The organism is Glycomyces sp. MUSA5-2 (assembly GCF_037034145.1).
GTDB classification, from domain to species: domain Bacteria; phylum Actinomycetota; class Actinomycetes; order Mycobacteriales; family Micromonosporaceae; genus Glycomyces; species Glycomyces artemisiae.
Genome location: NZ_JBAGKG010000012.1, coordinates 33,690 through 54,689, shown reverse-complemented (window position 1 = coordinate 54,689; position 21,000 = coordinate 33,690). Strand labels below are relative to the sequence as shown.

The following is a 21,000-nucleotide window of genomic DNA, read 5'->3' as shown; positions in this document are numbered from 1 at the left end:
CGGGGTCCCACCGGACCCCGCCGCGGGCCGCGCAGCACCGAGGCGGGTTCAGCGCGGCGTACGAGGGAAGCGAAGGGCCCCGGTCGAACAGGCCGGGGCCCTTCCGTCTCGTCCTCCCACGAAACCACGAAGGGCCCGGTGCGTTCGCACCGGGCCCCTCAGTGTTCGGTCTAGCCGTTCTCCTCGCAGAAGGGCGGCACGCAGGTCTCGCCCTCGCTGGTCGTGGTGTCGTCGCCGCCACCGCCGCCATCGTCCGCGGCCGGGACGATGGTGATCGCGGAGCCGGGGGCGACGGCGGTGCCGCTGGTGAGCTGGCCGTCCTCGCCGGAGACCGACTCGATGGTCTCCAGGGTGGCGTCGCCCTCGATGGTCGCGGAGAGCCCGAGGCCGTTGAGCGTGTCCATGAGCGCCTGGGGCGTCGTGGTGGCGTCCCAGGTGACCACCACGCCCTGGGCGGTGATGGTGACGGTGGTGCCGCTGGACTCGGTGGAGCCGCTGTTCGGGTTCTGGCTGTAGACGACGCCGACGGTGGTGCCGCCGGTGCCGTACTCGACCGCGTACTCGAAGTCGGCGTTCTGGAGCGTCTCAATGGCGGTGTCGACGAGCATGCCGGTCACATCGGGGACGGTGGCCTGGCCGCCGGCCGAGACGGTGAGCGTCACGGTGGTGCCCGGCGGAACCTCTTCGCCCGCCGCGGGGTCCTGGCTGAGGACTTCCCCGGCGGGTGCGGTGTCCTCGACCTCGTTCTTCTCGACGACGAGGTTGTCGCCCTTGAGTTCGGCCTCCGCGTCCTCGAACTGGTCGCCGACGACGTTGGCGACCTCCACGTTCTCGGGCGCCTGGAGGACCGTGATCGTGACCGTGGTGCCCTGGTCGACCTCGTCGTTGGGGGACGGCGACTGTTCGACGACCTTGTCGATGCTCGTGTCGTTCGGGTCGGTCGCCGTCTCGTACTCGACCTTCACTTCGAGCTCTTCGGCGGTGATCGCGTCCGAGGCGTCCTGCTCGGACAGGCCTATCACCCCCGGCACGGTCGCCATGGCCGCCTCGTTCATCGCCCGCATGATCCCCCAGGCCGCGGCGGTGACCGCGACGAGCGCGAGGACCACGCCGAGGGCGATGAGCCACGGGCGGCGCTTGCTCTTGGAGGTGGGGAGCTGGCGGATCGGGGCGGTCGCGTCGGGGTCGATGATCGCGGTCCGGTCGGCGGCGGCCATGACCGCGGGGGCCATGACCTCCTGGCCGCGGGCGGCGCGGATGAGGTCCTCGCGCATCTCGCCCGCCGAGTGGTACCGGTTCTCGGGGTTCTTCGCGAGGGCCTTCATGATCACGGCGTCGACGGACGCCGGGATCGCGGGGTTGAGCTCCGAGGGCGGGCGGGCCTCCTCGCGCACGTGCTGGTAGGCCACGGACACGGGGTTGTCGCCGGTGAACGGCGGGTGCCCCACGAGGAGCTCGTAGAGGACGCAGCCGACCGCGTACACGTCGGAGCGGGCGTCGACGGTCTCGCCGCGCGCCTGCTCGGGCGAGAGGTACTGGGCGGTGCCGATGACGGCGCTGGTCTGCGTCATGGTGGCCTGGCCGGACGCGAGCGCCCGCGCGATGCCGAAGTCCATGACCTTGACCTGGCTGGTCTCGGAGAGCATCACGTTGCCGGGCTTGACGTCCCGGTGGATGATGTGGTGCTTGTGGGAGAAGTCCAGGGCCGAGCACATGTCGGCGACGACCTCGCAGGCCGCGGCCGGGTCGAAGCGGCCCTCCGCGAGGAGGACCTCCTTCAGGGTGCGGCCGTTGACGAACTCCATCACCATGTAGGGGATGCCGGCCTCTTCGCCGGTGTCGAAGACCGCGACGATGTTGGGGTGGTTCAGGGACGCGGAGTTCTGGGCCTCGCGGCGGAACCGGATGAGGAACGACTCGTCGCGCGACAGGTCGGCCCGGAGCAGCTTCACCGCCACGTCGCGGCCGAGTCGCAGGTCGCGGCCACGGTGGACTTCAGCCATCCCCCCGTAGCCGATGACCTCGCCGATCTCGTATCTGCCGCCGAGCAGGCGGGGCTCTGTCGTCATCGCGTTTTACGTCCTCGTGTTCCGTTCATCGCGGATTGATTCTAGTGGCAGCGAGAGGCCCGGAAGCCCGCTATCGGTCGTTGCAGTTGGCCCCGGGGAGGCAGTCGCCGAGGCCGCCGCCCTTGGTGGTCGTCTCGTCTTCGGGGGTGGTCTCGTCGTCGGGGCTCTGGTCCGACTCGTCGTCGGACTGCTCCGCGTCGGAGGAGGTGCTGGTCGACGGGTCCTCGCCGCCGCTGGGGTCCTTGTCGTCGTTCATGGACAGCACCAGCCACACCATACCGCCCACCAGGACCAGGGCCACCAGGCCCACGATCACGCCGAGCAGCGTCTTGTTCGGTCCGGGGTTGGACGCCCCGGAGGGCTGCGGGGCTCCCAGGTTGATCCCGGGAGGGGTCGTCGGGGGGCCGGGCGGGGGGAACTGGGGGGCGGGCTCGGCGACGCCCGCGGGCGGGCCGGCCATGGCGACAACCCCGGCGCGCCGGGGCAGCTGGCCGACGGGCGGCATGACGGAGGTCGCCGGGGGCGCGTCGACGGCCACGCGCGCGGACGCGGCCATCTCGTCGCCGGTGGCGAACCGCCGGTGCGGGTCCTTGGACATGGAGCGCTCGACGAACGCGCGCACGCCCGGCGGGATGTCCTGCGGGAGCGGCGGCGCGGGGGTGCGCACGTGGTGCAGGGCCAGCTCGATCGGGTTCTCGGCTTGGAAGGGCCGGTGCCCGGTGAGGCCGTGGAAGGCGACCACGCCGAGCGAGTACATGTCAGAGGCGGGCAGGACGCCGGTGCCTTCGGCCTGCTCGGGCGCGATGTAGGAGGCGGTGCCCATGACCGCGCCGGTCTGGGTGAGGTCCCCGGAGGCGCCGGAGCGGGCGATCCCGAAGTCGGTGAGGACGGCGCGCCCGTCGCGGTCGCGCACCAGGATGTTCCCGGGCTTGATGTCGCGGTGGATGACGCCGTGGACGTGGGCGTGGTGGAGGGCTTCGGCGGTGGCCGCGATGATCGGCATGAGCTCGCGGGCGTCGATGCGGCCGCGCTCGGCGATGAGGTCGGCGAGGGACTTGCCCTCGACGAACTCCATGACGAGGTAGGCGGTGGTCTCGCCGCTGGGCAGGTCGGCGTTGCCGAAGTCGTGGACGTTGACGATGTGGGGGTGGGTGAGCGCCGCGACGGTCTTCGCCTCGGCGGTGAAGCGCTGGGTGAAGCCCGGCTCGCTGAGCAGGGACGGCAGCATGGCCTTCACGGCCACGGTGCGTTCGAGGACGGTGTCCTCGGCCCGCCAGACCTCGCCCATGCCGCCCACGGCAATGCGTTCGCGCAGGCGATAGCGCTGCCCGAGGAGCATTTCGGGGCTCAACACGGCGTCTCCTCATTTCTGTGGAACGGAATCGACTCCGGGGGGATCGACGCTTCAGTCTACTGGCAGGTCGCCCGGTACCTGGGCGCTCGTTATCCGGTCGCCGTCGAACCGTCTCCGAGAATCCACGTCCGGGCGGCCCTTGGGGTTGCCGTTTCCGGGGATCTTGAGGAAACTGTGTCCTTCTCGTATTCCCTACTCTCCGTTGCCTTCCAGTACTTGCTCCATCAGGTTGCCGGAGATCTCGGCGGCCTTCGCGGAGGCGCCGCTGCCGTAGGAGTCGAGGAACACGCAGACGGCCACCGCGGGCTCGCCGTCCTTGTCCATCGCCCAGCCGTGGAACCAGCCGTGGTCGGGGAGGGTGTTCTCGCTCGACGCGGACTGCTCGGCCGTGCCGGTCTTCCCGCCGACGGTGTAGCCGTCGATCGCCGCGCTGGAGCCGGTGCCGTTGTCGACGACGCCTTCCATGATCTTCTGGAGCTCCTCGGCGGTGTCGCCGTCGATGGCGCGCCCGGCCGAGTCCTCGGGGCCGTTCTGGACGGTCTCGCCCTTGGAGTCGGTGAGGGCCGCGATGATCTGCGGCTCCATGCGCTCGCCGCCGTTGGCGATGGTGCCGGCGATGATCGCGTTCTGGAGGACGGTCTCGCGCACGTCCTGCTGGCCGATGCACGCCTGGGCGCGGAACGCGTCCTCGGAGAGGTCGCCGGTCTGCGAGGCGAGGCTCGTCAGCGGCGTCTCGAACGCCTCGCCGAACCCGAAGTTCTCGGCCATCTCGGTGATCTGGTCGACCGAGAGCTCCTCGACGCACAGCCGCGCGAACGTGGTGTTGCACGACTTCGCGAACGCCTCCGCGAGCGTGTACTCCTGGTTCGGGCACTGGTCGGAGGAGTTGGTGATGGTGTGGTCGGTGTTCGGGGCCGTGTACTCGTTGCCGGCGGGGACCATCGTGTCGGCGTCGGCGCCCATGTCCTCGATGAGGGCCGCGGCGACGATCGTCTTGAACGTCGAGCCGGGCGGGTACCACTCGGAGCGGGTGCGGTCGAGAGCCGGGTTGTCCTCGTCGTCGTTGATCGCGGCCCACGCCTCGGTGGCGGTGTCGCCGTCGTTCGAGGACACGTCGGTGGGGTTCCAGCCGGGGTAGGAGGCCTGCGCGAGGATCTGCCCGGTCGTGGGGTCGATGACCACGGCGCCGCCCTTGACGCCGGAGTCGGCGAGCGCGTCGTACGCGGCCTGCTGGAGCGCCGGGTCGATCGTGGTGATGACGTTCCCGCCGGGCTTCTGGTCCTTCTTCACGGTGGCCCAGAAGTCGTCGAACGCCAGGAGCGAGCTGGAGCCGTTGAGGATCGAGTTCTCGGCCTCCTCCAGGCCCGAGGACCCGTAGTTGAAGGACTTGAAGCCGGTGATGTTCCCGAACGCGTCGCCTTCGGGGTACTGGCGCTCGTACACGTAGAAGTCGCCGTCGGTCTCCACGGAGGTGGCGATGACGGTGTCCCCGGCGAGGATGTCGCCGCGCGGCACCGAGTACTCGGCGATGAGGGTCCGCGAGTCCGCGATGAGGTCGTAGTCGTCGTGGTGGAAGAAGCTGACCCACGTGGACTGGACGATGAGGGCGGCCAGCAGGACCAGGGCGATGATGCCCGTACGTCGCAGGGCAGGGTTCATCGATCGCCCTCCTTGTTCTCGGTTCGCGGGTCGAACGCCGAAGGCGGCGGCGGGGGCGGGGTCTGGGGGGCGGGGCGCGTCGGGGGCCGCTGCGGGTCGCTCCCGGGCGGGCCGTAGGCGGAGCCGGGCGGCGGGGGCGGCGTCTGCGGCCGGTACGGCTGCGTGCCGGGCCCCTGCGGCGAGCCGGGGCCTGCGGGCGGCGGCGAGTACGGGGCCGCCGGGCTGCCAGGGCCGGGCGGGGGCGAGTACGGCGCGGCCGGGCCGCCCGGAGGCGAGGACGGGCCCTGGCGGGTCGGGGAGACGACGTCCTCCTCCACGGTGCCGCCGGGTCCGGGCGCGCCGGAGCCGGGGAGGTGCCCGGGGATGATGAGCTCGGTGGGCTGGTCGCCGCCGGGGATCGGGCCGGAGTCCATGACGCCCGCCGCGGCGGCCTTCTCGGCCTCCTCGGCGGCGCGCTTGGCGGCCTGCTCGGCGAGGAACTCCGGCGGGGCCTCGGTCTTCATGAGGCCGTAGGACGCCTGCCAGGGCTTGCGCGCGTCGTCGGAGACGCGCAGCAGGAGGCCCACGAGCAGCCAGGAGCCGACGAGCGAGGAGCCGCCCGCGGCGAGGAACGTCGTGGTCTGGCCGGTCATGGGGATGAGCCCGGTGACGCCGCCGAACACGACGAACAGCTGGAACGCGACCAGGAACGCCAGGCCGCCCGCGAGGAGCTTCCCGAACAGGTCGCGCGACATGATCCCGGTCTTGAAGCCGCGCTCGACGAGGATCGCGTACATCAGCAGGATCGCGGTGAGCCCGAGGAGCCCGACCTCCTCGCCGATCGCGGCGAGGATGAAGTCCGACTCGGACGCGGGGATGAGGTTCGGGTTGCCCGAGCCCGGGCCGTTGCCGAGCAGCCCCCCGGAGTTCAGGGCCACCAGGCCCTGCACGAGCTGCCAGGAGGTGCCCGTCTCGAAGACCTTCACCGGGTCCCAGGGGTCGAGCCAGATGTCCACGCGCACTTGGAGGTGCGAGAAGAACGGGAAGATCGCGACGCAGCCGCCGATGAACATGGTGAGGCCGATGAGGATCCACGACGCGCGCCGCGTCGCCATGTACAGCATCGAGAGGAAGATCGCGAACAGCAGCAGCGAGGTGCCGAGGTCGCGCTCGAAGATGAGCATGAGGAGGCTCGCGGCCCACACGATCACGATGGGGCCCAGGTCCTTCATGCGCGGCAGCTGGAGGCCGAGGATCTTCTTCCCCGCCACCGACAGCATGTCGCGCTTGCGCACCAGGTACACCGCGAAGAAGATCAGCAGCATCAGCTTCGCGAACTCGCTGGGCTGCACCGAGAACGATCCGAAGCGGATCCAGTTCTTCGAGCCGCCCGACTCCGAGATGGACGCGGGCAGGAAGCCCGGCAGCGCCGCGAACGCGATGCCCGCGAACAGGAGGATGTACGCGTAGCCGCGGAGCATCCGGTGGTTGCGGACCACCGCGAGCAGCACGGTCATGAGCACGACGGCGGCCATGTAGTACATGAGCTGCCTCCCGCCCTGGCCGCCGAACACGCCCGCGTCCTGCGGGAGCGGGTCGTCGGTCAGCGCGGTCCGGTCGATGCGGCGGATGTAGACGATGCCGATGCCGGTGAGGAACGCGGCGATCGGCACGAACAGCGGGTCCGCGTAGGGCGCGAGGAACTTCACGGCGGTCCACGCGCACAGGGACACCGCGAAGATGAGGATCGGCAGCGTGTACGTCACGGACGTCGTCTCGCCCGCGAGCGCCATGTCGATCGTCAGCTGGAAGCAGAAGATCCCGATGCCGCCCATGAGGAGCATGACGATCTCGCGGCCGATGCGCTTGGGCATTCCCGACAGCGGCGTCAGCGGCGTCTCCGACGGCGCCACCGGCCGGGCGGTGGCCGACATGGGCTGGGCCATCGGTTCCCCTAGCGTCTCGAAGTGATCAGGGCGCCCCCGCGCCGGTCCGTCTGCGCTGTGAGCGTACAACGGTGACGCTCAGTCGTCGCGGCAGTCCTTTGAAGCGGTCGGCACCGCCTCAGTGTCCGAAACGGAGCACAGCGGGTCGAGGTTCGCATTGGACGCGGACGGGTCGGTCAGCTCGGCGAGCTCCTCCTCCGCGGCGGTCTGGCCGCCGACGCGGATGCCGTCCTCCAAGTCCGCCTCGACCGCGTCGGTCGCCTCGGAGGCGGGCCGCTCGGACTCGATGTCCAGCCAGGCCGCGCGCAGCCCGGCGACCTCAAAAGGGAGGCCCCGGTAGACGCTGATGTTGCCCGCGTCCGAGACCCCGATGAAGTACTGCGTGCGCGCCCACCACGCGCCCGCGCCGGCCGCGAGGACCAGCACGATGAGGCAGGACAGGACCGTCCGCCACACCCGGCCGCGCTTCTTCGCCTTCTTCCCGTCCTCTGACGGCTCGGCGCCGTCGGCGCGCAGGTTGACGGTCTCGTCGCCGCCCGCGTCGCCGTCGTCCTTGACGGCCCGCAGCACCGCGGTGTCGGACTCGGCGAGGCGCTGGTCGGCGGCCGCACCGCCGATGATCTGCCGCTGCTCGCCCGGGTCCTCCTCGACGACGTCGGCGATGAGCACCGTGACGTTGTCGGGGGCGCCCGCGTCGAGGGCCTGCTGCACGAGCGTCTCGGCGGCCTCCTGCGGCGTGGCCGCGCTCTGGAGGGTCCGCGCGATGTCCGCGTCCGAGACGGGCCCGGAGAGCCCGTCTGAGCACAGCAGCAGCCGGTCCCCGGCGACGCCCTTGATCGTCTGGAACGCGGGCTCGACCTCGGAGGCGCCCAGCGCGCGCAGCAGCAGCGAGCGCTGCGGGTGCCGCTCGGCCTCCTCCGCGGTGATGCGGCCCTCGTCGACGAGCATCTGCACGTACGTGTCGTCGACGGTGACCTGCTCGAACCCGCCCTCGCGGAGCCGGTACGCCCGCGAGTCGCCGATGTGCACCAGGTTGAACCACTCGCCGTCGAACCACAGGGCCGTGAGCGTGGTGCCCATGCCCTCCTTCTGCGGGTCGTCGGCGACGCAGCGGCGGATCGCGCGGTTGGCGTCCGCGACGGCGTCCGCGAGCTCGTCGACCACCGAGTCCGGCGGCGGGGGGACGTCCAGCCGGGCCACGGTGTTGATGACGATCGCGGAGGCGAGGTCACCGGCGGCCATGCCGCCCATGCCGTCGGCCACCGCGATGAAGTGGGACCCGGCGAACACCGAGTCCTGGTTGCCTTGCCTCACCACTCCGCGGTCGGAGACGGCCGCGTATCGCAGGTGCAAACTCATGTATCAACCGCCGTAGCGCGGGGCACGCCCGCTGATCGATGCCGACATCGCCGCGTCATTCGCTCGGGTCTCAGGGGCGCAGCTCGAAGGAGGAGCGCCCGATCCGGATGGGCACCCCGAGCGGGACCGGCGTGGGTGCAGTGACTCTAGCGCGGCCGAGGTAGGTGCCGTTCGTGGAGCCCATGTCCTCGACCACCCACTGGCCGTCCAGGGGCCGCACGCGCGCGTGCCGGTTCGACGCGAAGTCGTCCCGGATGACGATCGTCGAGTCGGCCGCCCGCCCGATCGAGATCGGCTGCCCCGACAGCACGAACCGGCGGCCCTGGAGCTCCCCGGTCGTCACCACCAGCCACTGGGCGGCCTGCGCCTGCTGCGGGGCCGCGCCGCGCCCCGGGGCCGGCGGCGCCGACACCGGGCCCGCGCCCAGCCCGGCCGCGGCCGGGCGGCGCTGGGCGAGGAGGTCCCGCGTGATCGTCCGGGCCGCCGCGAACACGAACAGCCACAGCAGCACCAGGAAACCGAACCGGGCGACGGTCTGGACTATCTCAGGCATTCGGTGCTCCCAGCGGATGAACGAACGGTCTCAGACACGGTAGCCCACCGGCGCGCGCCCCAGCAGGCGAGCCGCCGAAGGCGCCCGGTCATCCCACCGCTACCTATATGGGCCCGTGGGCTTCTCGATATCCGGAAACGACGGCGCCCCGATCCTTGAGGATCGGGGCGGGCCGTTCGTGCGCGGACTACCCCGCCTGGAGGGTGAGGGAGGTCGTCCCGATCTGGATGACGTCGCCGGGCTGCATGGAGACGGTGGCGATCCGCTGGCCGTTCACCAGGGTGCCGTTCGTCGAGCCGAGGTCGGTGACCGACACCTGGCGGCCGTCGAAGTCCACCCGGACATGGCGCCGCGAGATCCCCACGTCGGGGAGGCGGATCTGCGCCTGCTCGCCGCGGCCGATCACCGTGGCGCCGTGGGCGACCGTGAACTGGCGGCCGTCGGCGGTCACCAGCACCGGGCCCGTCGGGGCCTGCGGGTGCGCGGGGCCGTAGCCGCCGCCCGACACCGGCTGGTCGACGCCCTCGTTCAGCGCCGCGACCTCGGCGGTCACGCGGAACATGCCCGTGTCCAGGCCCTCGCCGCGCTCGATCTCGACGATCACGTCGCCGTAGACGGTCCAGCCGTTCTCGCCGATGAACTCGGCCTGCGACTGCGCGAGCTCCTGCGCCAGCGCGGCCGCGTACGGCGCGAGCCGGTCGTGGTCCGGCGGCGAGAGGTCGATGACGTATCGGTTCGGCACCAGCACGCGGCCACCGGCGAGGACCGCCTTGTGGGTCTCCGCCTCGCGCTGCATGGCGCTGGCGATCTCGACCGGGTGCACAACGCCCTTGAACATCTTGTTGAAGGTGCCCTCGAACAGGCCCTCCAGTTGTTTTTCCAAGCGTTGCAGAACGCTCACCGGTTCTCCCCTCCTCGTCATGTCCTCGTCATGGCGTTGCGAGGACGCACTACGCGTCGACTTCCGATGGTATCGGCTGCCTTCACGCGACGGCGAGGGGTTGAGACGCAACCGCCTCGCGAGTCGCTTTCATATCGTCTGATCGGGTGAGCCCCGTGTCGGCCGGTAGTACCGAATGTCGGGAAGGTCAGGCAGGGGTCGGTGGCGGCGGCGGGACGAGGCGCGTATGGTGACGCGGGTGACAGATCGCGACTTCAGCTCATTCGTCCGGGACGTGCGCAAACGCGCCCACGTCTCGTTCCGCGAGCTCTCCGACTCCGCCGGGGTCTCGAACCCCTACCTCCAGGGCGAGCGCGGCGTCCGCCGCCCCTCCGGCGCGGTCCTCCGCCAGCTCGCGCTGGCCCTGCGCATGACCACCCCGATCATGTACCTCCGCGCCTCCGTCGGCAGCGGCGAGGACGGCGGCTCCGCGACGCCCCTGGCGATCGCCACCGACCGCGAGCTCACCGCCCGCCAGAAGCAGACCCTCACCGAGATGTACGAGGCCTTCTGCGACCAGAACGAGCGCACCGCCCGCTAGCACCGGCTCCGGGCGCCGGTGGGGCGCCCGGATCAGTGCACGTCACTCCTTGACGAACGACCGCAGCGCCTCAAGGATCGCGTCGTTGTCCTCGGGCAGGCCGACGGTCACCCGCACGCCGTCGCCCGCGAAGGGCCGCACCAGGATGCCGCGCGCCTCGCAGTGCGCCGCGAACTCGACCGCGCGCTCCCCCAGCGGCAGCCAGAAGAAGTTCGCCTGCGTCTCCGGCACGTCGGGCACCAGTTCCCTTGCGGCCGTGACGACCCGCTTGCGCTCGGAGGTCACCAGCGCGACCCGGCGCCGCATCTCGTCCTCGGCAGCCAGCGCCGCGAGCGCCGCCGCCTGGCCGGGTCCGTTGACCGCGAACGGGATCACGCAGCGCCGCACCGCGTCCGCCACGTCGGGCCGCGCGATCATGTAGCCGATCCGCAGGCCCGCGAGGCCCCACGCCTTCGAGAACGTGCGGAACACGACCGCGTTCGGCCGGTCCCCGTACCGCTCGATCCCGTCCGGCAGCAGCGGGTCGGTCACGAACTCCCGGTACGCCTCGTCGAGCACGACGAGCACCGACTCCGGCACCTCCGCGAAGACCCGGTCGATCTCCTCGGCGCTCAGCGCCGGGCCGGTCGGGTTGTTCGGGGTGCACAGGATGACCGCCCGCGTGCGGGGCCCGACGGCCGCGATCATCGCGTCCACGTCGTGCCCGTGCTCGGCGGTGTTCGGCACCTGGACGGACTTCAGCCCCGCCACAGTCGCGGCGATGGGATACGCCTCGAAGGACCGCCACGAGTAGACGACCTCGCTCCCCGGGCTCGCGATCGACTGGAGGAGGTGGCCGATGAGGGCCACCGATCCGGTGCCGGTGGCGATCCGCTCGGCCTCGACGCCGAGGCGCTTCGACAGCTCGTCGCGCAGCAGCGTCACGCCCATGTCGGGGTAGCGGTGCACGTTCGCGGCCGCGTCGGCGATCGCGTCGGCGACCCCGGGGAGCGGCCCGTACGGGACCTCGTTGCTGGAGAGCTTGAGCGCGTCGGGGAGCGCCTTGCCGGGGACGTAGCGGGGAATCGCCGCGAGGTCGTCGCGGATCGGTTCGGTCATGCTGCGGGCTCCTTTTGGGGTCCCGCCTCGACGACGGCCGTTCCCGGCGACTTGTCGTGGAGGCATTGACGGAAGGGTTGGTCTCGGATGCACCATATCCCGTCCATGACCCAGAGGATCGCGCCGAACGGGAAGCACAGCAGCGGCAGGGCCGCGTACGACCAGCGCAGCAGCAGCCGCCCCCAGCCGAGCCCGGCGGGCGCGAGCGAGACGACCTTGATGCCCATGAGGCGCTTGCCGAGGGTCTGCCCGGAGTTGAGGGTCGCGGGGACCTCGTACGCGAACCACAGGCCGAGCGAGATGAGCAGGACCACCCACCACTGGTCGGAGGCGCGGGCGGGCAGCTGCACGTCGTTGGGGTCGTCGGCGGCGGCCATCTCCAGCACGTACGGCCAGACCGTCTGCATGAACTGGTAGATGAAGTAGCCGTTGACGACCGCGTTCAGCGCGATGAGCGCGATCGTGTCGACGATGCGGGCCACGAACCGCTGCCCGGGGTGGGCGAGGACGCGGCCTTCGAGGATGCGGTCGACGTCGATCCGGGAGATCCAGCCGACGGTGACGCCGAGGGACCGGATGGGGATCGTCCCGGGCGGCTGGACCGCGCCGGGCGTCCGCTGGATCACCTTCGGGGGCGGGCCCGATCCGAAGCGCGGGTCCGGCGGGAGTTCCTGGACCCCGCGCTCGCGGGGTCCATCGTGGATTGTTGTCGGTGGGAGGGGCTCCGGCTCTGGGTCGACCGGTTCGGGTTCGGCGGGCGGCTCGGCGCCCGCGGGGATCGGCTTCCCGACCCAGGCGGAGCCGTCCCAGTAGCGCTGGGTGGACGGGTCGGCGGGGTCGGCGTACCAGCCGGGTTCGATCGTGGTCATCGTGGCCCATTCTTGCAGCCGCGGCTGAAGGTTCCCAGTCAGTTCGGACACAGGTCGCTGGGAAAGGGACACCGGAGAGGGGGCGGGACCGCTTGGCGGGCAAACGACACGGCCCAGTCGGTCAATAGCCTCGACTGGGCCGCACGCAACTTTCAGCACTTCCGACCGAGTTACCAAGCGTGAAGTCTTTTATAGCGGCGTCCTGCTCCTAGGCGCTGGACCCGCTGTGCCTCCCGACGGCTCAGGTCGCACGTGGGTGCTCGGCGGCGGTGCACGAATCCTTCCGATCTCTGGAGACCGTGTCCCCGGGAAGTCCTTCCGGATCCGTAACTCATTTCTACTCGTCTACTGACGGGTAGTAAACCCCTAACCCCAAAAAATCCGAACGGAGTTCTCGAATCGACGAGGGCCCCTGGCCGGTTCCCCTGATTCGGCACACGACGAGTGAGGTTTGCGTTACCTTGCGGGGCATCGGCGCCGCGCGCGCACCCGAGCCGAGGAGGGCACCATGACCACCTACCCGCCGGCCTCCGACCCGCCCGAACCCGAGCGGCCCAAGGACGACGGGGGGTACTGGAGCCCGAACGCCGAGGGCTCGCCCGGCCAGGAGCCGTTCACCGGCAACACCGACGGCGACCCGCGGCCGCCCTCCCCCGGCTCGGACCCGTCCGGCGTCCCGCCGTCGCCGGACCCGAACCTGCCGCCCGCCCCGCCGCCGCCCGGCCCGGCCGGGATCCCGCCCGCGCCACCGCCGCCCGGTGCGGGGTACACGCCGTACTCCGGCGGCGGCTCGGTCCCGCCGCCGCCACCGCCACCGCCCGCCTACAACGCGGAGGGCGCGATCGGCGGCCAGCCGCGCAACGGGCTCGGGAAGGCGGCGCTGGTCTGCGGGATCATCGCGGTCGTGCTGTCGTTCGTGCCGGGCGTCAACTGGTTCGTGTGGCCGCTGGGCGTGCTGGCGATCGTGTTCGGGGCGATCGGCTGGTCGCGGGCGAACAAGGGGCAGGCGACGAACAAGAAGTTCGCGATCGCGGGGCTCGTGCTCGGCATCGTCTCGTTCTTCACGTTCTGCCTGATCTGGATCGTAATCTTCGGCAGCGCCAGCACCTCGATGTACAACACGGCGCCGATGTAGTTGCAGCCCAATGTGAAAGAGCCGGGAGCGATCCGCTCCCGGCCCTTTCCTCTGTCTTCGTCAGACCTGGAGCCAGGCGCCGCGGCGCATGACCGACACCAGGTTCAGGTCGTCGTCGAGGACGACCGCGTCGGCGTACTTCCCGGTCTCGATCGCGCCGACCTCGCGCAGGCCCAGCAGCTCCGCGGGCGTCGCCGACGCCATCTGCGAGGCGGCCTCGACGGACTGCCCGCCCAGGCGGACCGCGTTGCGGAACGCGTCGAGGAGCGTGATCGTCGAGCCCGCGATGATGTCGGTCCCGGCGACGGTGGCGGTGCCGTCCTTGACCTCGACCTCGTGGCGGCCGAGCACGTAGTGGCCGTCGGCGAGCCCGGCGGCGTCCATCGCGTCGGACACCAGGAGCGTCCACGCCGGCAGCGACAGGTCGAACGCGAACCGCATCGCGCCCGGGTGCAGGTGCACGGGGTCGGCGATGACCTCGGAGAGGATCCGCTCGTCGTTCATGAGCGCCGGGATCGGGCCGGGGTCGCGGTGGTTGAACGCGCGCATGGCGTTGAACAGGTGCGTGGCGGCCTGCGCGCCCGCGTCGATGCCCGCGAGGGTCTCTTCGTAGGAGGCGTCGGTGTGGCCGATCGCGGGCACGACGCCGAGGCCGTCGAGGAACTCGATGGCCTCCAGGGCCCCTTCGAGCTCGGGCGCGATCGTGACCATCTTGACGGCGCTGGCGCCGTCGTCGAGGCGCCCGGCCTCGATGAGCTCGGTCAGCTCCGCGATGTCGGGGTCGCGCAGGACCTCCTTGGCGTGGGCGCCGCACTTGGACGCGGAGATGTAGGGGCCCTCGTAGTGGACTCCGGCGAGGACGCCTTCGGCGACGAGCGGGGTCAGGGCCTTCGTGGCGTCCAGGAGGAACCCGTGGGTCTGCGAGACCAGGGACGCGACGAGCGTGGTGGTGCCGCGGGAGGCGTGGAACGCGGCCGCGGCGCGCGCGGAGTCGGCGTCGCCGTTCGCGAGCGAGAACCCGCCGCCGCCGTGGCAGTGGGCGTCGACGAAGCCGGGGAGGACCCAGCCCGTGGGCTCGCCGTCCCGCTCCAGGATGCCTTCGAAGCGGTCGCCCTCGACGACGAGGGTCCCGTTGACCACGCCGTCGGGGGTGACGATCCGGCCCACGGCCGGCAGCATGACGCCGTCCACCGGCGCTCCTTCCAATCGATCCGGCGTGTGTCGGCCCACCCCGGTGCGGCACAATGATCGTGAGCGCACGAGCACGGCTTGAGCACGGCCCGAGCGCCCCAGAGCATACTTCGAACACTATCGTGCAGGCAGCGGCGGCCCGCCGCTGTCCCAGCCCAGTACTTCCAAGGAGCGACGTGGACCGCTACGCCCGGTGGAACACCCTGCTGGAGATCCTCGCAGAGACCGGACGCATCACCGTGGAGGAGGCGGCCGAGCGGCTCGGCGTCTCGCAGGCGACGATCCGGCGCGACTTCGACCAGCTCTCGCAGCAGCAGATGATCACCCGCACCCGCGGCGGCGCCGTCGCGGGCGGCATCTCCTACGACCTTCCTCTGCGCTACAAGACCGCCCGGCACGTGGAGGAGAAGCACCGCATCGGCACCGCCGCGGCGGGCCTGGTCAGCCCCGGCCAGGTCATCGCCCTCAACGGCGGCACCACGATCACCGAGGTCGCCCGGTCCCTCGCCATGCGCACCGACCTGGTCGCCACGCCCGGCTCGACCGGGCTGACGATCGTCACGAACGCGCTCAACATCGCCAACGAGCTCATCGTGCGTCCGCACCTCAAGGTGGTGGTCGTCGGCGGCGTCGTGCGGCCCCAGTCCTACGAGCTGATCGGCCCGCTCGCGGCCCCGATCCTGCGGGAGATCACGCTCGACATCGCGTTCCTCGGCGTCGACGCCATCGACATGAAGCTCGGCGCGACCAGCCACCACGAGGGCGAGGCCGCGATCAACGCCCTCATGGCCGCCCGCGCCCGCAAAGTCGTGGTCATCGCGGACGGCTCCAAGATCGGCGGCCACGCCTTCGCCCGCATCTGCCCCACCGACCGCGTCCACACCCTCGTCACTGACGGCAACGCCCCGCCCGAGCAGCTCCGCGGCTTCGAGGAGGCGGGCATCCGCGTCATCGTCGTCTGATCACCGGTCGTCCCCGCTCCCGCCGAGCACCCCGCGCCGCTGCCGGTCGGCGAGCTTCGCGATGTTGTGCTCGGCGACCTCCCCCAGCGACAGGCCGAAGTGGTCGGCGAGCACCGCGAGGTACCACAGCGTGTCCCCCAGCTCCTTCTTCAAGTCCTCCCGGTCCCACCGCGAGAAGTCGCTCCCCTCATCCCGGATGACCTTCTTCGCCTTCTCCGCGATCTCCCCGGTCTCCCCCACCAGCCCGAGCAGCAGGTGGAACACCTCATTCGGCTTGTCCCTCGTCGCAGCCGTCCGCAGCGCCGCCTTCTGATACTCGTCCATATCCATGCGAGCGATCGTAAGCGCCCGGGGACGGCAGCGGCCCGGGCGCATCGCGCCCGGGCCGTTCGCCTTGTCCCGCTTACCTGTTCGCGGTCGCGGAGTCCTGGAGGCTCGGGTCGAAGAGGCCGGTGCCGGGGTCGGTGGGGTCGGTGTTGGCGGGGAGTTCGGTGGTGGCGGCGGTGTCGTCGTCGGGGGTCGGGTCCTTGGGGCGGCCGAGGCGGTCGAGGCCGAAGGCGACGAAGAGGCCGAGGAGGAGCAGGGCCGCGTAGAGGGCGCCGGTCCAGCTCTGGAACAGCTCGGGGTCGGAGGCCGGGCCGGTGAGGCTGGACCACACCAGGAGGAGCGCCCACACGGCGACCGTGGCGAGGACGGTGCCGAAGACGGGACCGCGGCGGCCCCACGGGCTCGTGCCCGCCAGGAGGACCGCGATCAGCGCGAACGGGGTCAGGTCAAGGCCCGACAGCATGCCGAGGGTGAACGGGGAGGTCGCGGTCCACTGGACCCCCTCCGGGCCGCCCGCGAAGACCACCGGGAGGAACCCGGCCAGAGCGGCGAGGAGCAGCGCGAGCAGGTTCCCGCCGAGCAGCATGAACACCGACGCGGCGTCGCGGTCGCCCGTGCCGTCCGCGGCGCCCTTGACCTTGCTGAACCGGTCGCGCACCGCGGGCACCAGGCCGAGGAGGCCGCCCGCGACCGCGAGCGCGGCCGCGCCGAGGAGCACCCACAGGTCGCCGGGGTTGGACCAGGTGCCGCCGTCGGTGGCGCCGACGAGTTCGGCGAGCTCGGTGAACGCCTGGAAGGACCCGGCGAGGACCACGAGCGAGGCGAGGCCCGCGAGCCACGGCGGGACGCGGAAGACCACGGTGAGCACCGTGAACACGATCGCGAGCGCCAGCGCCGCGCCCGCGGTGTAGGCCAGGCCCACCAGCGGGTTCGAGCCCACGAACAGCGACGGCAGCATGAGCGCGAGCATCGGCATGGCCGGGACGGCGAGGTTCACCGCGCCCAGGCGCAGCGTCAGGCCGAACCCGGTCGCGATCAGCAGCAGCGAGGTGAGCGTCGCGAAATGGGTCCCGAGGGTGTCCATGGTGGCGTCGCCGCCGAAGATCTCGTCCTGCCGCTGGTAGACCAGGAACAGCGCGTTCAGGGTCAGCAGCAGCAGGATCGCCTCCCACACGAACTGGAAGACCGTGCGGTCGCGCGGGGCGGGGGCGGCGTCGGCGTAGCCGACGGTGACCGCGGGGCGGCCCGCGAACGGGTCGACGGGCTGGGCGCTCTGGGCGTCGACGCCGTTGCCGACGGCCGGGAAGGCGGGCGCCGGCGTGGTGTCGAGGCGCTGCGTCTGGTCCAGGATGATGTCGTCGTCGCGGTCGGATGGTACGTACGTCATGTCGTCTGTCCTCTATGGGGGGATGGAGGGCGGTGGTCAGCGGCCGTAGCGGCGGTCGTTGTCGTAGCGGTTCCCGTAGCCGTCGCGCAGGTCGTCGAAGGCCCCGGACGCGCCGAACGGGTCGGCGGGCTGCTTCGGGATCCCGCCGGTCGTGTTGGTGCGGATGCCGCCCGTGGACGTCGACCACGACTCGCCGCCGGACCCGAGGTCCGCGAGGTCGTCGTCGTAACGCTCGTAGGAGCCGGTGTCCCGCGGGTCGTCCTCGCGCAGGTCGTCGACCGAACCCGCGCGGGACGTCGAGGCCGCCTCGTTCTCGTCGACCTGGTTCATGGCCTCCACGAGCCGCGTCACCAGGAACCCGGCCACGATGGCGCTCAACGCGATCCAGCTCGGGTCGAAGCCCCAGCCGCGCGCCTCGGCCAACCACATCAGGGCCAGCACGAGCAGCGCGGCGAACACCGTTCCGCACACGCCGCCGCGCCGCCCCACCAGGCTCGTCCCGCCCAGCAGCGCCGCGCCCAAAGCGAGCACCGTCAGCAGGATCGGGTCCGGCAGCCCGGCCGCGCCCGCGTCGGGGACCGACGTCCACGCGGCCACGACGCCGGCCGCGCCCGCCAGCGAGGAGGAGACGAGCAGGCCCAGGAACACCAGGCCGCCGCGGCCGTGCCGCTCGCCCGCGGGCGTGTCGCGGATCGGCGCCAGCCGCGAGCGCACGCCCGCGAACGCGCCGACCAGGCCCAGGAACAGCGAGATGCCCGCCGCGCCCGCGAGCGCCGCGAGCACCCCCGTCGTCGGGAGCTCCGACAGCGAGAACGCGCCGGGGTCGCCCTGCGTCCCGGCCCACAGGCCGATCGCGCCGCCCACGGCGCCGCTCGCGGCCCAGCCGGGCGCGCGCAGCCACGCCGTCAGCGTCGCCAGGACGATCCCGGTGAACGCGGCCGCGCCGAGGCCGAACGCCAGGGCCATCGCCGAACCGGAGCCGGAGGCGTCGACGAACAGCCACCCCGACAGCAGCGCGATCGGACCGACCGCGAGGTTCACGGCGCCGACGCGCAAGGACACGGACATGGCGCAGGCCAGCATGATCGCGGGCGCGAGCGCCGCGCCGAACGCCGACCAGCCGCCGTCGGCGAACGGTCCGGCGGTGGAGCGGGAGAGGGCGAACAGGACGCCGCCGCCGAGGAGCAGCAGGCCGATCTCCCAGACCACGTGGACCGCCATGCGGTCGGCGGAGGCCTCGCCTCCGCCCTCTGACACGGCGCTCATCTGCGTGGTGGAGTCGCGCTCTTGGGATGGGGAGTCGAATTTCATGGGGCGCACCTCTAAACGCGCGAAATATTGGGGATATGGGGGGATGGGTCCAGCATCGGGTCGAAGGGGGACGGGTCAGGGTCGGTCGCGGCGGTCCTCGTCGCGGTCCTGCGGGGGGATGCGGCAGGAGTGCTCCAGCCAGACGGCGGCGGCGGTGAGGAGCGCGCACGCGACGGTGCCGAGCACCGCCATGGGAAGGTCGTCCGCGGCGGCGGTGAGGCGTCCTGCCTGGACCGCCAGCCACACCGTGAACCCCAGGTACGCGCCGAAGAACGCGGCCCCGGCGATCGAGGCGGCCTTGCCGAGCACGGCGAAGCGGGCGATCTGGAGCGCGTGCTCCGGACCGTCGAGCCGCCCGGCGCCTGACGGCGCCTTCCCGTCGAGCGAAGCCTCCTGGAGCCGCTTCCCGCTGGGGCGCAGCGCCTTCCGGGTGGTCCACGCCAGCCACGCGACGAGCGCGGCCAGAGCGAGGATCACCGCGGAGTTGTACCAGTTCAGGTCGGGGGCCTGCTGGTAGTAGCGGGCGACGAGGAGCAGGGTCAGGGCCGCCCCGACCAGGGCAGCCACCGCGATGGTGGACGCCGCCGTCGGCCTGAGGCTCGGCTGCGGACCGTGCTTCCCGTCACTCATGATGCTTCGACCATATCGGGTGGAGACGGCGCAGTGCGCGCGCGTCCGCCGCGACGGTGGCGTCCCGTAGCAGGTCCCTCACCCGGCCCTTCCCGGGCAGCTCCGCGTCCCGGTCCACCGCGAACCACGGGACCAGCACGAACGCCCGCAGGTGCGCGAGCGGGTGCGGCAGCAGGAGGCGCGGCTCCTCGGAGTGGACGGCGCCCGATTCGTCCCATACGGCGACGAGGTCGACGTCGAGGGTCCGGGGCCCGTAGGGCCGCTCGGGGTCGCGGACGCGCCCCGCTTCGGCTTCGAGGCGCTGGCCGAGTTCGAGCCAGTCGTGGGCGGTGCGATCGGGGTCCTCGGCGATGACGGCGATGTTGTAGTACGCGGGCTGCTCGTCGTCGCCGCCCCACGGGGGCGTCTCGTAGACGTCGGAGACCGCGGTCGGCGCCACGGCGGCGATGGCGGACCGCAGCGCGGCCTCGCGGTCGCCCAGGTTGGAGCCCATGCTGAAGACGACCCTGCTCATGGCGCGCTCCGCTCGATGGTGACGGCGACGTCGGCGAACTGCTGCGCGATCGGCGCCTGGGGCTTGTGGACGGTCACTCGGGCGGAGCTGACGCCGTCGAGGGCGGTGCAGGCGTCCGCGAGCCGCTCGGCGAGCGTCTCGATGAGGTTGACGGGCTCGCCCGCGACGATGGCGGCGAGCGCGTCGGCGAGGGCGCCGTAGTCGACGGTGTGCTTGAGGTCGTCGGTGGCCGCGGCCGCGGCGGTGGAGGTGCGGAGGGCGACGTCGATGACGAAGTCCTGCCCGGCGTCCCGCTCGAAGTCGAAGACGCCGTGGCGCCCGTGGACGCGCAGGCCGGTCAGGGTGATCAGGTCGGTTTCCACGCGCCCGAGCCTACTCGACTGGGCTGCTGAGTCGATGCTCGACGAGTCGGTGGGGTCGAGGAAGGACGATCGGAGGCCCGGTCAGGGGCCCTCTGCGGGCGCGGCGGCGGCCTCCACGGCGGTTTCCGCGGCCTCGGCGGGAGCGCGCTGGGCGGGGACCCCGGCGCGCGCGTCCCGGGCGGCGCGGCGGGCCGCGGTGCGCGAGCGCACGAAGTACCAGGTGGCGACCGCGAGGATGGCGCCCGCGAGGAGGATCGGCAGGAGCCGCAGGTTCGCGTCGAACCAGTGCAGGAGTTCCCGGTACTCGGCGTCGGGGTCGAACAGGAGCACCGCGGCGATCCCCGCGGCGACGACGCCCGCGCCGGTGAACAGGCCCGAGCGCCACCACAGGCCGAGGCTGAGGCGGCGGGCGAGGATGCCCGCGGCGTCGAAGATCCGCTTGGCGCGCAGGGCCCGGATGGTGCCGACAAGGTAGGCGAGGCGCAGCACCTGGGCGCCGCCCGCGGCGAGCACGAGGCTCGCGACGGTGAGCAGGCAGACCAGGAGCATCCACTTGTGGCGCCACAGCCACTCGCGCTTGTGCTCGGCCGCGAGGAGCAGCACCACCGACTCGAACCACAGCACCGCCCCGGCGGCCCAGCCGATGGCCTTGCCCGCCAACGCGAAGCCGCCGTCGGTCCAGACGGTGAGGAACACCGCGGGGATGGAGGCGCACACCGCGACGAGAACCGGGACCTTCAGTTTGTACTGGACGAACCGGGCGAAGACGGTGAGCTTGTCTGGGCGCGCAGGGGCATTCGTGCTCACCCTTCCA

General features: G+C 71.8%; 20 protein-coding genes. 3 read left to right on the top strand and 17 right to left on the bottom strand.

Annotated elements, in window-relative coordinates:
• Positions 1-170 precede the first annotated feature (170 nt).
• From pknB to WA640_RS25905, 7 genes are all read right to left on the bottom strand, one after another.
• Complete coding sequence (pknB, locus tag WA640_RS25935; protein WP_335991750.1) at positions 171-2,069, bottom strand: Stk1 family PASTA domain-containing Ser/Thr kinase; 1,899 nt, start codon at positions 2,067-2,069, stop codon at positions 171-173.
• Positions 2,070-2,139: 70 nt separating this feature from the next.
• Positions 2,140-3,423, bottom strand: coding sequence for a serine/threonine-protein kinase (locus WA640_RS25930; RefSeq protein ID WP_335991749.1), 1,284 nt, complete (start codon positions 3,421-3,423; stop codon positions 2,140-2,142).
• 192 nt (positions 3,424-3,615) lie between these two features.
• Positions 3,616-5,082 (bottom strand): penicillin-binding transpeptidase domain-containing protein, encoded by a 1,467-nt coding sequence (locus tag WA640_RS25925; RefSeq protein WP_335991747.1) that lies wholly within the window; start codon positions 5,080-5,082, stop codon positions 3,616-3,618.
• Positions 5,079-7,007, bottom strand: a complete 1,929-nt coding sequence (locus tag WA640_RS25920; RefSeq protein WP_335991746.1) for an FtsW/RodA/SpoVE family cell cycle protein — start codon at positions 7,005-7,007, stop codon at positions 5,079-5,081. Before WA640_RS25920 ends, WA640_RS25925 begins: the two co-directional genes overlap by 4 nt.
• 78 nt (positions 7,008-7,085) lie before the next feature.
• Entirely contained in the window at positions 7,086-8,366 is a 1,281-nt protein-coding gene (locus WA640_RS25915) for a PP2C family protein-serine/threonine phosphatase (RefSeq protein ID WP_335991745.1), read from the bottom strand.
• 70 nt (positions 8,367-8,436) lie between these two features.
• Positions 8,437-8,919, bottom strand: coding sequence for an FHA domain-containing protein FhaB/FipA (locus WA640_RS25910; protein WP_335991744.1), 483 nt, complete (start codon positions 8,917-8,919; stop codon positions 8,437-8,439).
• A gap of 187 nt (positions 8,920-9,106) precedes the next feature.
• On the bottom strand, positions 9,107-9,841 hold the full coding sequence (locus WA640_RS25905; protein WP_106364180.1) for an FhaA domain-containing protein: 735 nt from the start codon (positions 9,839-9,841) through the stop codon (positions 9,107-9,109).
• Positions 9,842-10,058: 217 nt separating this feature from the next.
• Here WA640_RS25905 and WA640_RS25900 point away from each other — a divergent pair, with 217 nt between their 5' ends.
• Positions 10,059-10,400, top strand: a complete 342-nt coding sequence (locus WA640_RS25900; protein WP_335991742.1) for a helix-turn-helix domain-containing protein — start codon at positions 10,059-10,061, stop codon at positions 10,398-10,400.
• Positions 10,401-10,442: 42 nt separating this feature from the next.
• On the opposite strand, the gene WA640_RS25895 is transcribed toward WA640_RS25900, so the two are convergent.
• Positions 10,443-11,498 (bottom strand): histidinol-phosphate transaminase, encoded by a 1,056-nt coding sequence (locus WA640_RS25895; RefSeq protein ID WP_335991741.1) that lies wholly within the window; start codon positions 11,496-11,498, stop codon positions 10,443-10,445.
• The gene (locus WA640_RS25890) at positions 11,495-12,367 is read right to left on the bottom strand and encodes an RDD family protein (RefSeq protein WP_335991739.1); all 873 of its coding nucleotides are present in this window, start codon (positions 12,365-12,367) and stop codon (positions 11,495-11,497) included. Before WA640_RS25890 ends, WA640_RS25895 begins: the two co-directional genes overlap by 4 nt.
• A 508-nt stretch (positions 12,368-12,875) precedes the next feature.
• Between WA640_RS25890 and WA640_RS25885 the strand changes: the two genes are divergently transcribed.
• A complete protein-coding gene (locus tag WA640_RS25885; protein WP_335991737.1) occupies positions 12,876-13,502 on the top strand; it encodes a DUF4190 domain-containing protein in 627 nt (208 codons plus the stop codon).
• A gap of 60 nt (positions 13,503-13,562) precedes the next feature.
• On the opposite strand, the gene WA640_RS25880 is transcribed toward WA640_RS25885, so the two are convergent.
• Positions 13,563-14,681 (bottom strand): N-acetylglucosamine-6-phosphate deacetylase, encoded by a 1,119-nt coding sequence (locus tag WA640_RS25880; RefSeq protein WP_442904834.1) that lies wholly within the window; start codon positions 14,679-14,681, stop codon positions 13,563-13,565.
• Positions 14,682-14,869: 188 nt separating this feature from the next.
• Between WA640_RS25880 and WA640_RS25875 the strand changes: the two genes are divergently transcribed.
• Entirely contained in the window at positions 14,870-15,655 is a 786-nt protein-coding gene (locus tag WA640_RS25875) for a DeoR/GlpR family DNA-binding transcription regulator (RefSeq protein ID WP_106364185.1), read from the top strand.
• Here the strand turns inward: WA640_RS25875 and WA640_RS25870 are convergent, their stop codons facing one another.
• From WA640_RS25870 to WA640_RS25840, 7 genes are all read right to left on the bottom strand, one after another.
• Positions 15,656-15,985: a nucleoside triphosphate pyrophosphohydrolase family protein gene (locus tag WA640_RS25870; RefSeq protein WP_106364186.1), complete on the bottom strand. Its 330-nt coding sequence runs from the start codon at positions 15,983-15,985 to the stop codon at positions 15,656-15,658.
• A 73-nt stretch (positions 15,986-16,058) separates the two neighbouring features.
• On the bottom strand, positions 16,059-17,369 hold the full coding sequence (locus WA640_RS25865; RefSeq protein WP_335991734.1) for a hypothetical protein: 1,311 nt from the start codon (positions 17,367-17,369) through the stop codon (positions 16,059-16,061).
• 36 nt (positions 17,370-17,405) lie between these two features.
• Positions 17,406-18,680 (bottom strand): hypothetical protein, encoded by a 1,275-nt coding sequence (locus WA640_RS25860; protein WP_335991733.1) that lies wholly within the window; start codon positions 18,678-18,680, stop codon positions 17,406-17,408.
• A gap of 75 nt (positions 18,681-18,755) precedes the next feature.
• Positions 18,756-19,310 (bottom strand): DUF3180 domain-containing protein, encoded by a 555-nt coding sequence (locus WA640_RS25855; protein WP_106364192.1) that lies wholly within the window; start codon positions 19,308-19,310, stop codon positions 18,756-18,758.
• Positions 19,303-19,824 carry a 2-amino-4-hydroxy-6-hydroxymethyldihydropteridine diphosphokinase gene (gene folK / locus WA640_RS25850; protein WP_335991732.1) on the bottom strand — a complete coding sequence of 174 codons (522 nt, stop codon included), beginning with the start codon at positions 19,822-19,824 and terminating at the stop codon, positions 19,303-19,305. The genes WA640_RS25855 and folK overlap by 8 nt, the downstream gene beginning before the upstream one ends.
• Positions 19,821-20,186, bottom strand: coding sequence for a dihydroneopterin aldolase (gene folB / locus WA640_RS25845; RefSeq protein WP_106364194.1), 366 nt, complete (start codon positions 20,184-20,186; stop codon positions 19,821-19,823). The genes folK and folB overlap by 4 nt, the downstream gene beginning before the upstream one ends.
• Before the next feature lie 81 nt (positions 20,187-20,267).
• The gene (locus tag WA640_RS25840) at positions 20,268-20,993 is read right to left on the bottom strand and encodes a hypothetical protein (RefSeq protein WP_335991730.1); all 726 of its coding nucleotides are present in this window, start codon (positions 20,991-20,993) and stop codon (positions 20,268-20,270) included.
• Positions 20,994-21,000 lie beyond the last annotated feature (7 nt).

What these genes read in the sequence shown, in the direction of transcription:
- pknB (WP_335991750.1), bottom strand. Translation starts at nt 2,069, where the DNA reads ATGACGACAGAGCCCCGCCTGCTCGGCGGCAGATACGAGATCGGCGAG.
- WA640_RS25925 (WP_335991747.1), bottom strand. Translation starts at nt 5,082, where the DNA reads ATGAACCCTGCCCTGCGACGTACGGGCATCATCGCCCTGGTCCTGCTG.
- WA640_RS25920 (WP_335991746.1), bottom strand. Translation starts at nt 7,007, where the DNA reads ATGGCCCAGCCCATGTCGGCCACCGCCCGGCCGGTGGCGCCGTCGGAG.
- WA640_RS25915 (WP_335991745.1), bottom strand. Translation starts at nt 8,366, where the DNA reads ATGAGTTTGCACCTGCGATACGCGGCCGTCTCCGACCGCGGAGTGGTG.
- WA640_RS25910 (WP_335991744.1), bottom strand. Translation starts at nt 8,919, where the DNA reads ATGCCTGAGATAGTCCAGACCGTCGCCCGGTTCGGTTTCCTGGTGCTG.
- WA640_RS25905 (WP_106364180.1), bottom strand. Translation starts at nt 9,841, where the DNA reads ATGACGAGGAGGGGAGAACCGGTGAGCGTTCTGCAACGCTTGGAAAAA.
- WA640_RS25895 (WP_335991741.1), bottom strand. Translation starts at nt 11,498, where the DNA reads ATGACCGAACCGATCCGCGACGACCTCGCGGCGATTCCCCGCTACGTC.
- WA640_RS25890 (WP_335991739.1), bottom strand. Translation starts at nt 12,367, where the DNA reads ATGACCACGATCGAACCCGGCTGGTACGCCGACCCCGCCGACCCGTCC.
- WA640_RS25885 (WP_335991737.1), top strand. Translation starts at nt 12,876, where the DNA reads ATGACCACCTACCCGCCGGCCTCCGACCCGCCCGAACCCGAGCGGCCC.
- WA640_RS25880 (WP_442904834.1), bottom strand. Translation starts at nt 14,681, where the DNA reads ATGCTGCCGGCCGTGGGCCGGATCGTCACCCCCGACGGCGTGGTCAAC.
- WA640_RS25870 (WP_106364186.1), bottom strand. Translation starts at nt 15,985, where the DNA reads ATGGATATGGACGAGTATCAGAAGGCGGCGCTGCGGACGGCTGCGACG.
- WA640_RS25865 (WP_335991734.1), bottom strand. Translation starts at nt 17,369, where the DNA reads ATGACGTACGTACCATCCGACCGCGACGACGACATCATCCTGGACCAG.
- WA640_RS25860 (WP_335991733.1), bottom strand. Translation starts at nt 18,680, where the DNA reads ATGAAATTCGACTCCCCATCCCAAGAGCGCGACTCCACCACGCAGATG.
- WA640_RS25855 (WP_106364192.1), bottom strand. Translation starts at nt 19,310, where the DNA reads ATGAGTGACGGGAAGCACGGTCCGCAGCCGAGCCTCAGGCCGACGGCG.
- folK (WP_335991732.1), bottom strand. Translation starts at nt 19,824, where the DNA reads ATGAGCAGGGTCGTCTTCAGCATGGGCTCCAACCTGGGCGACCGCGAG.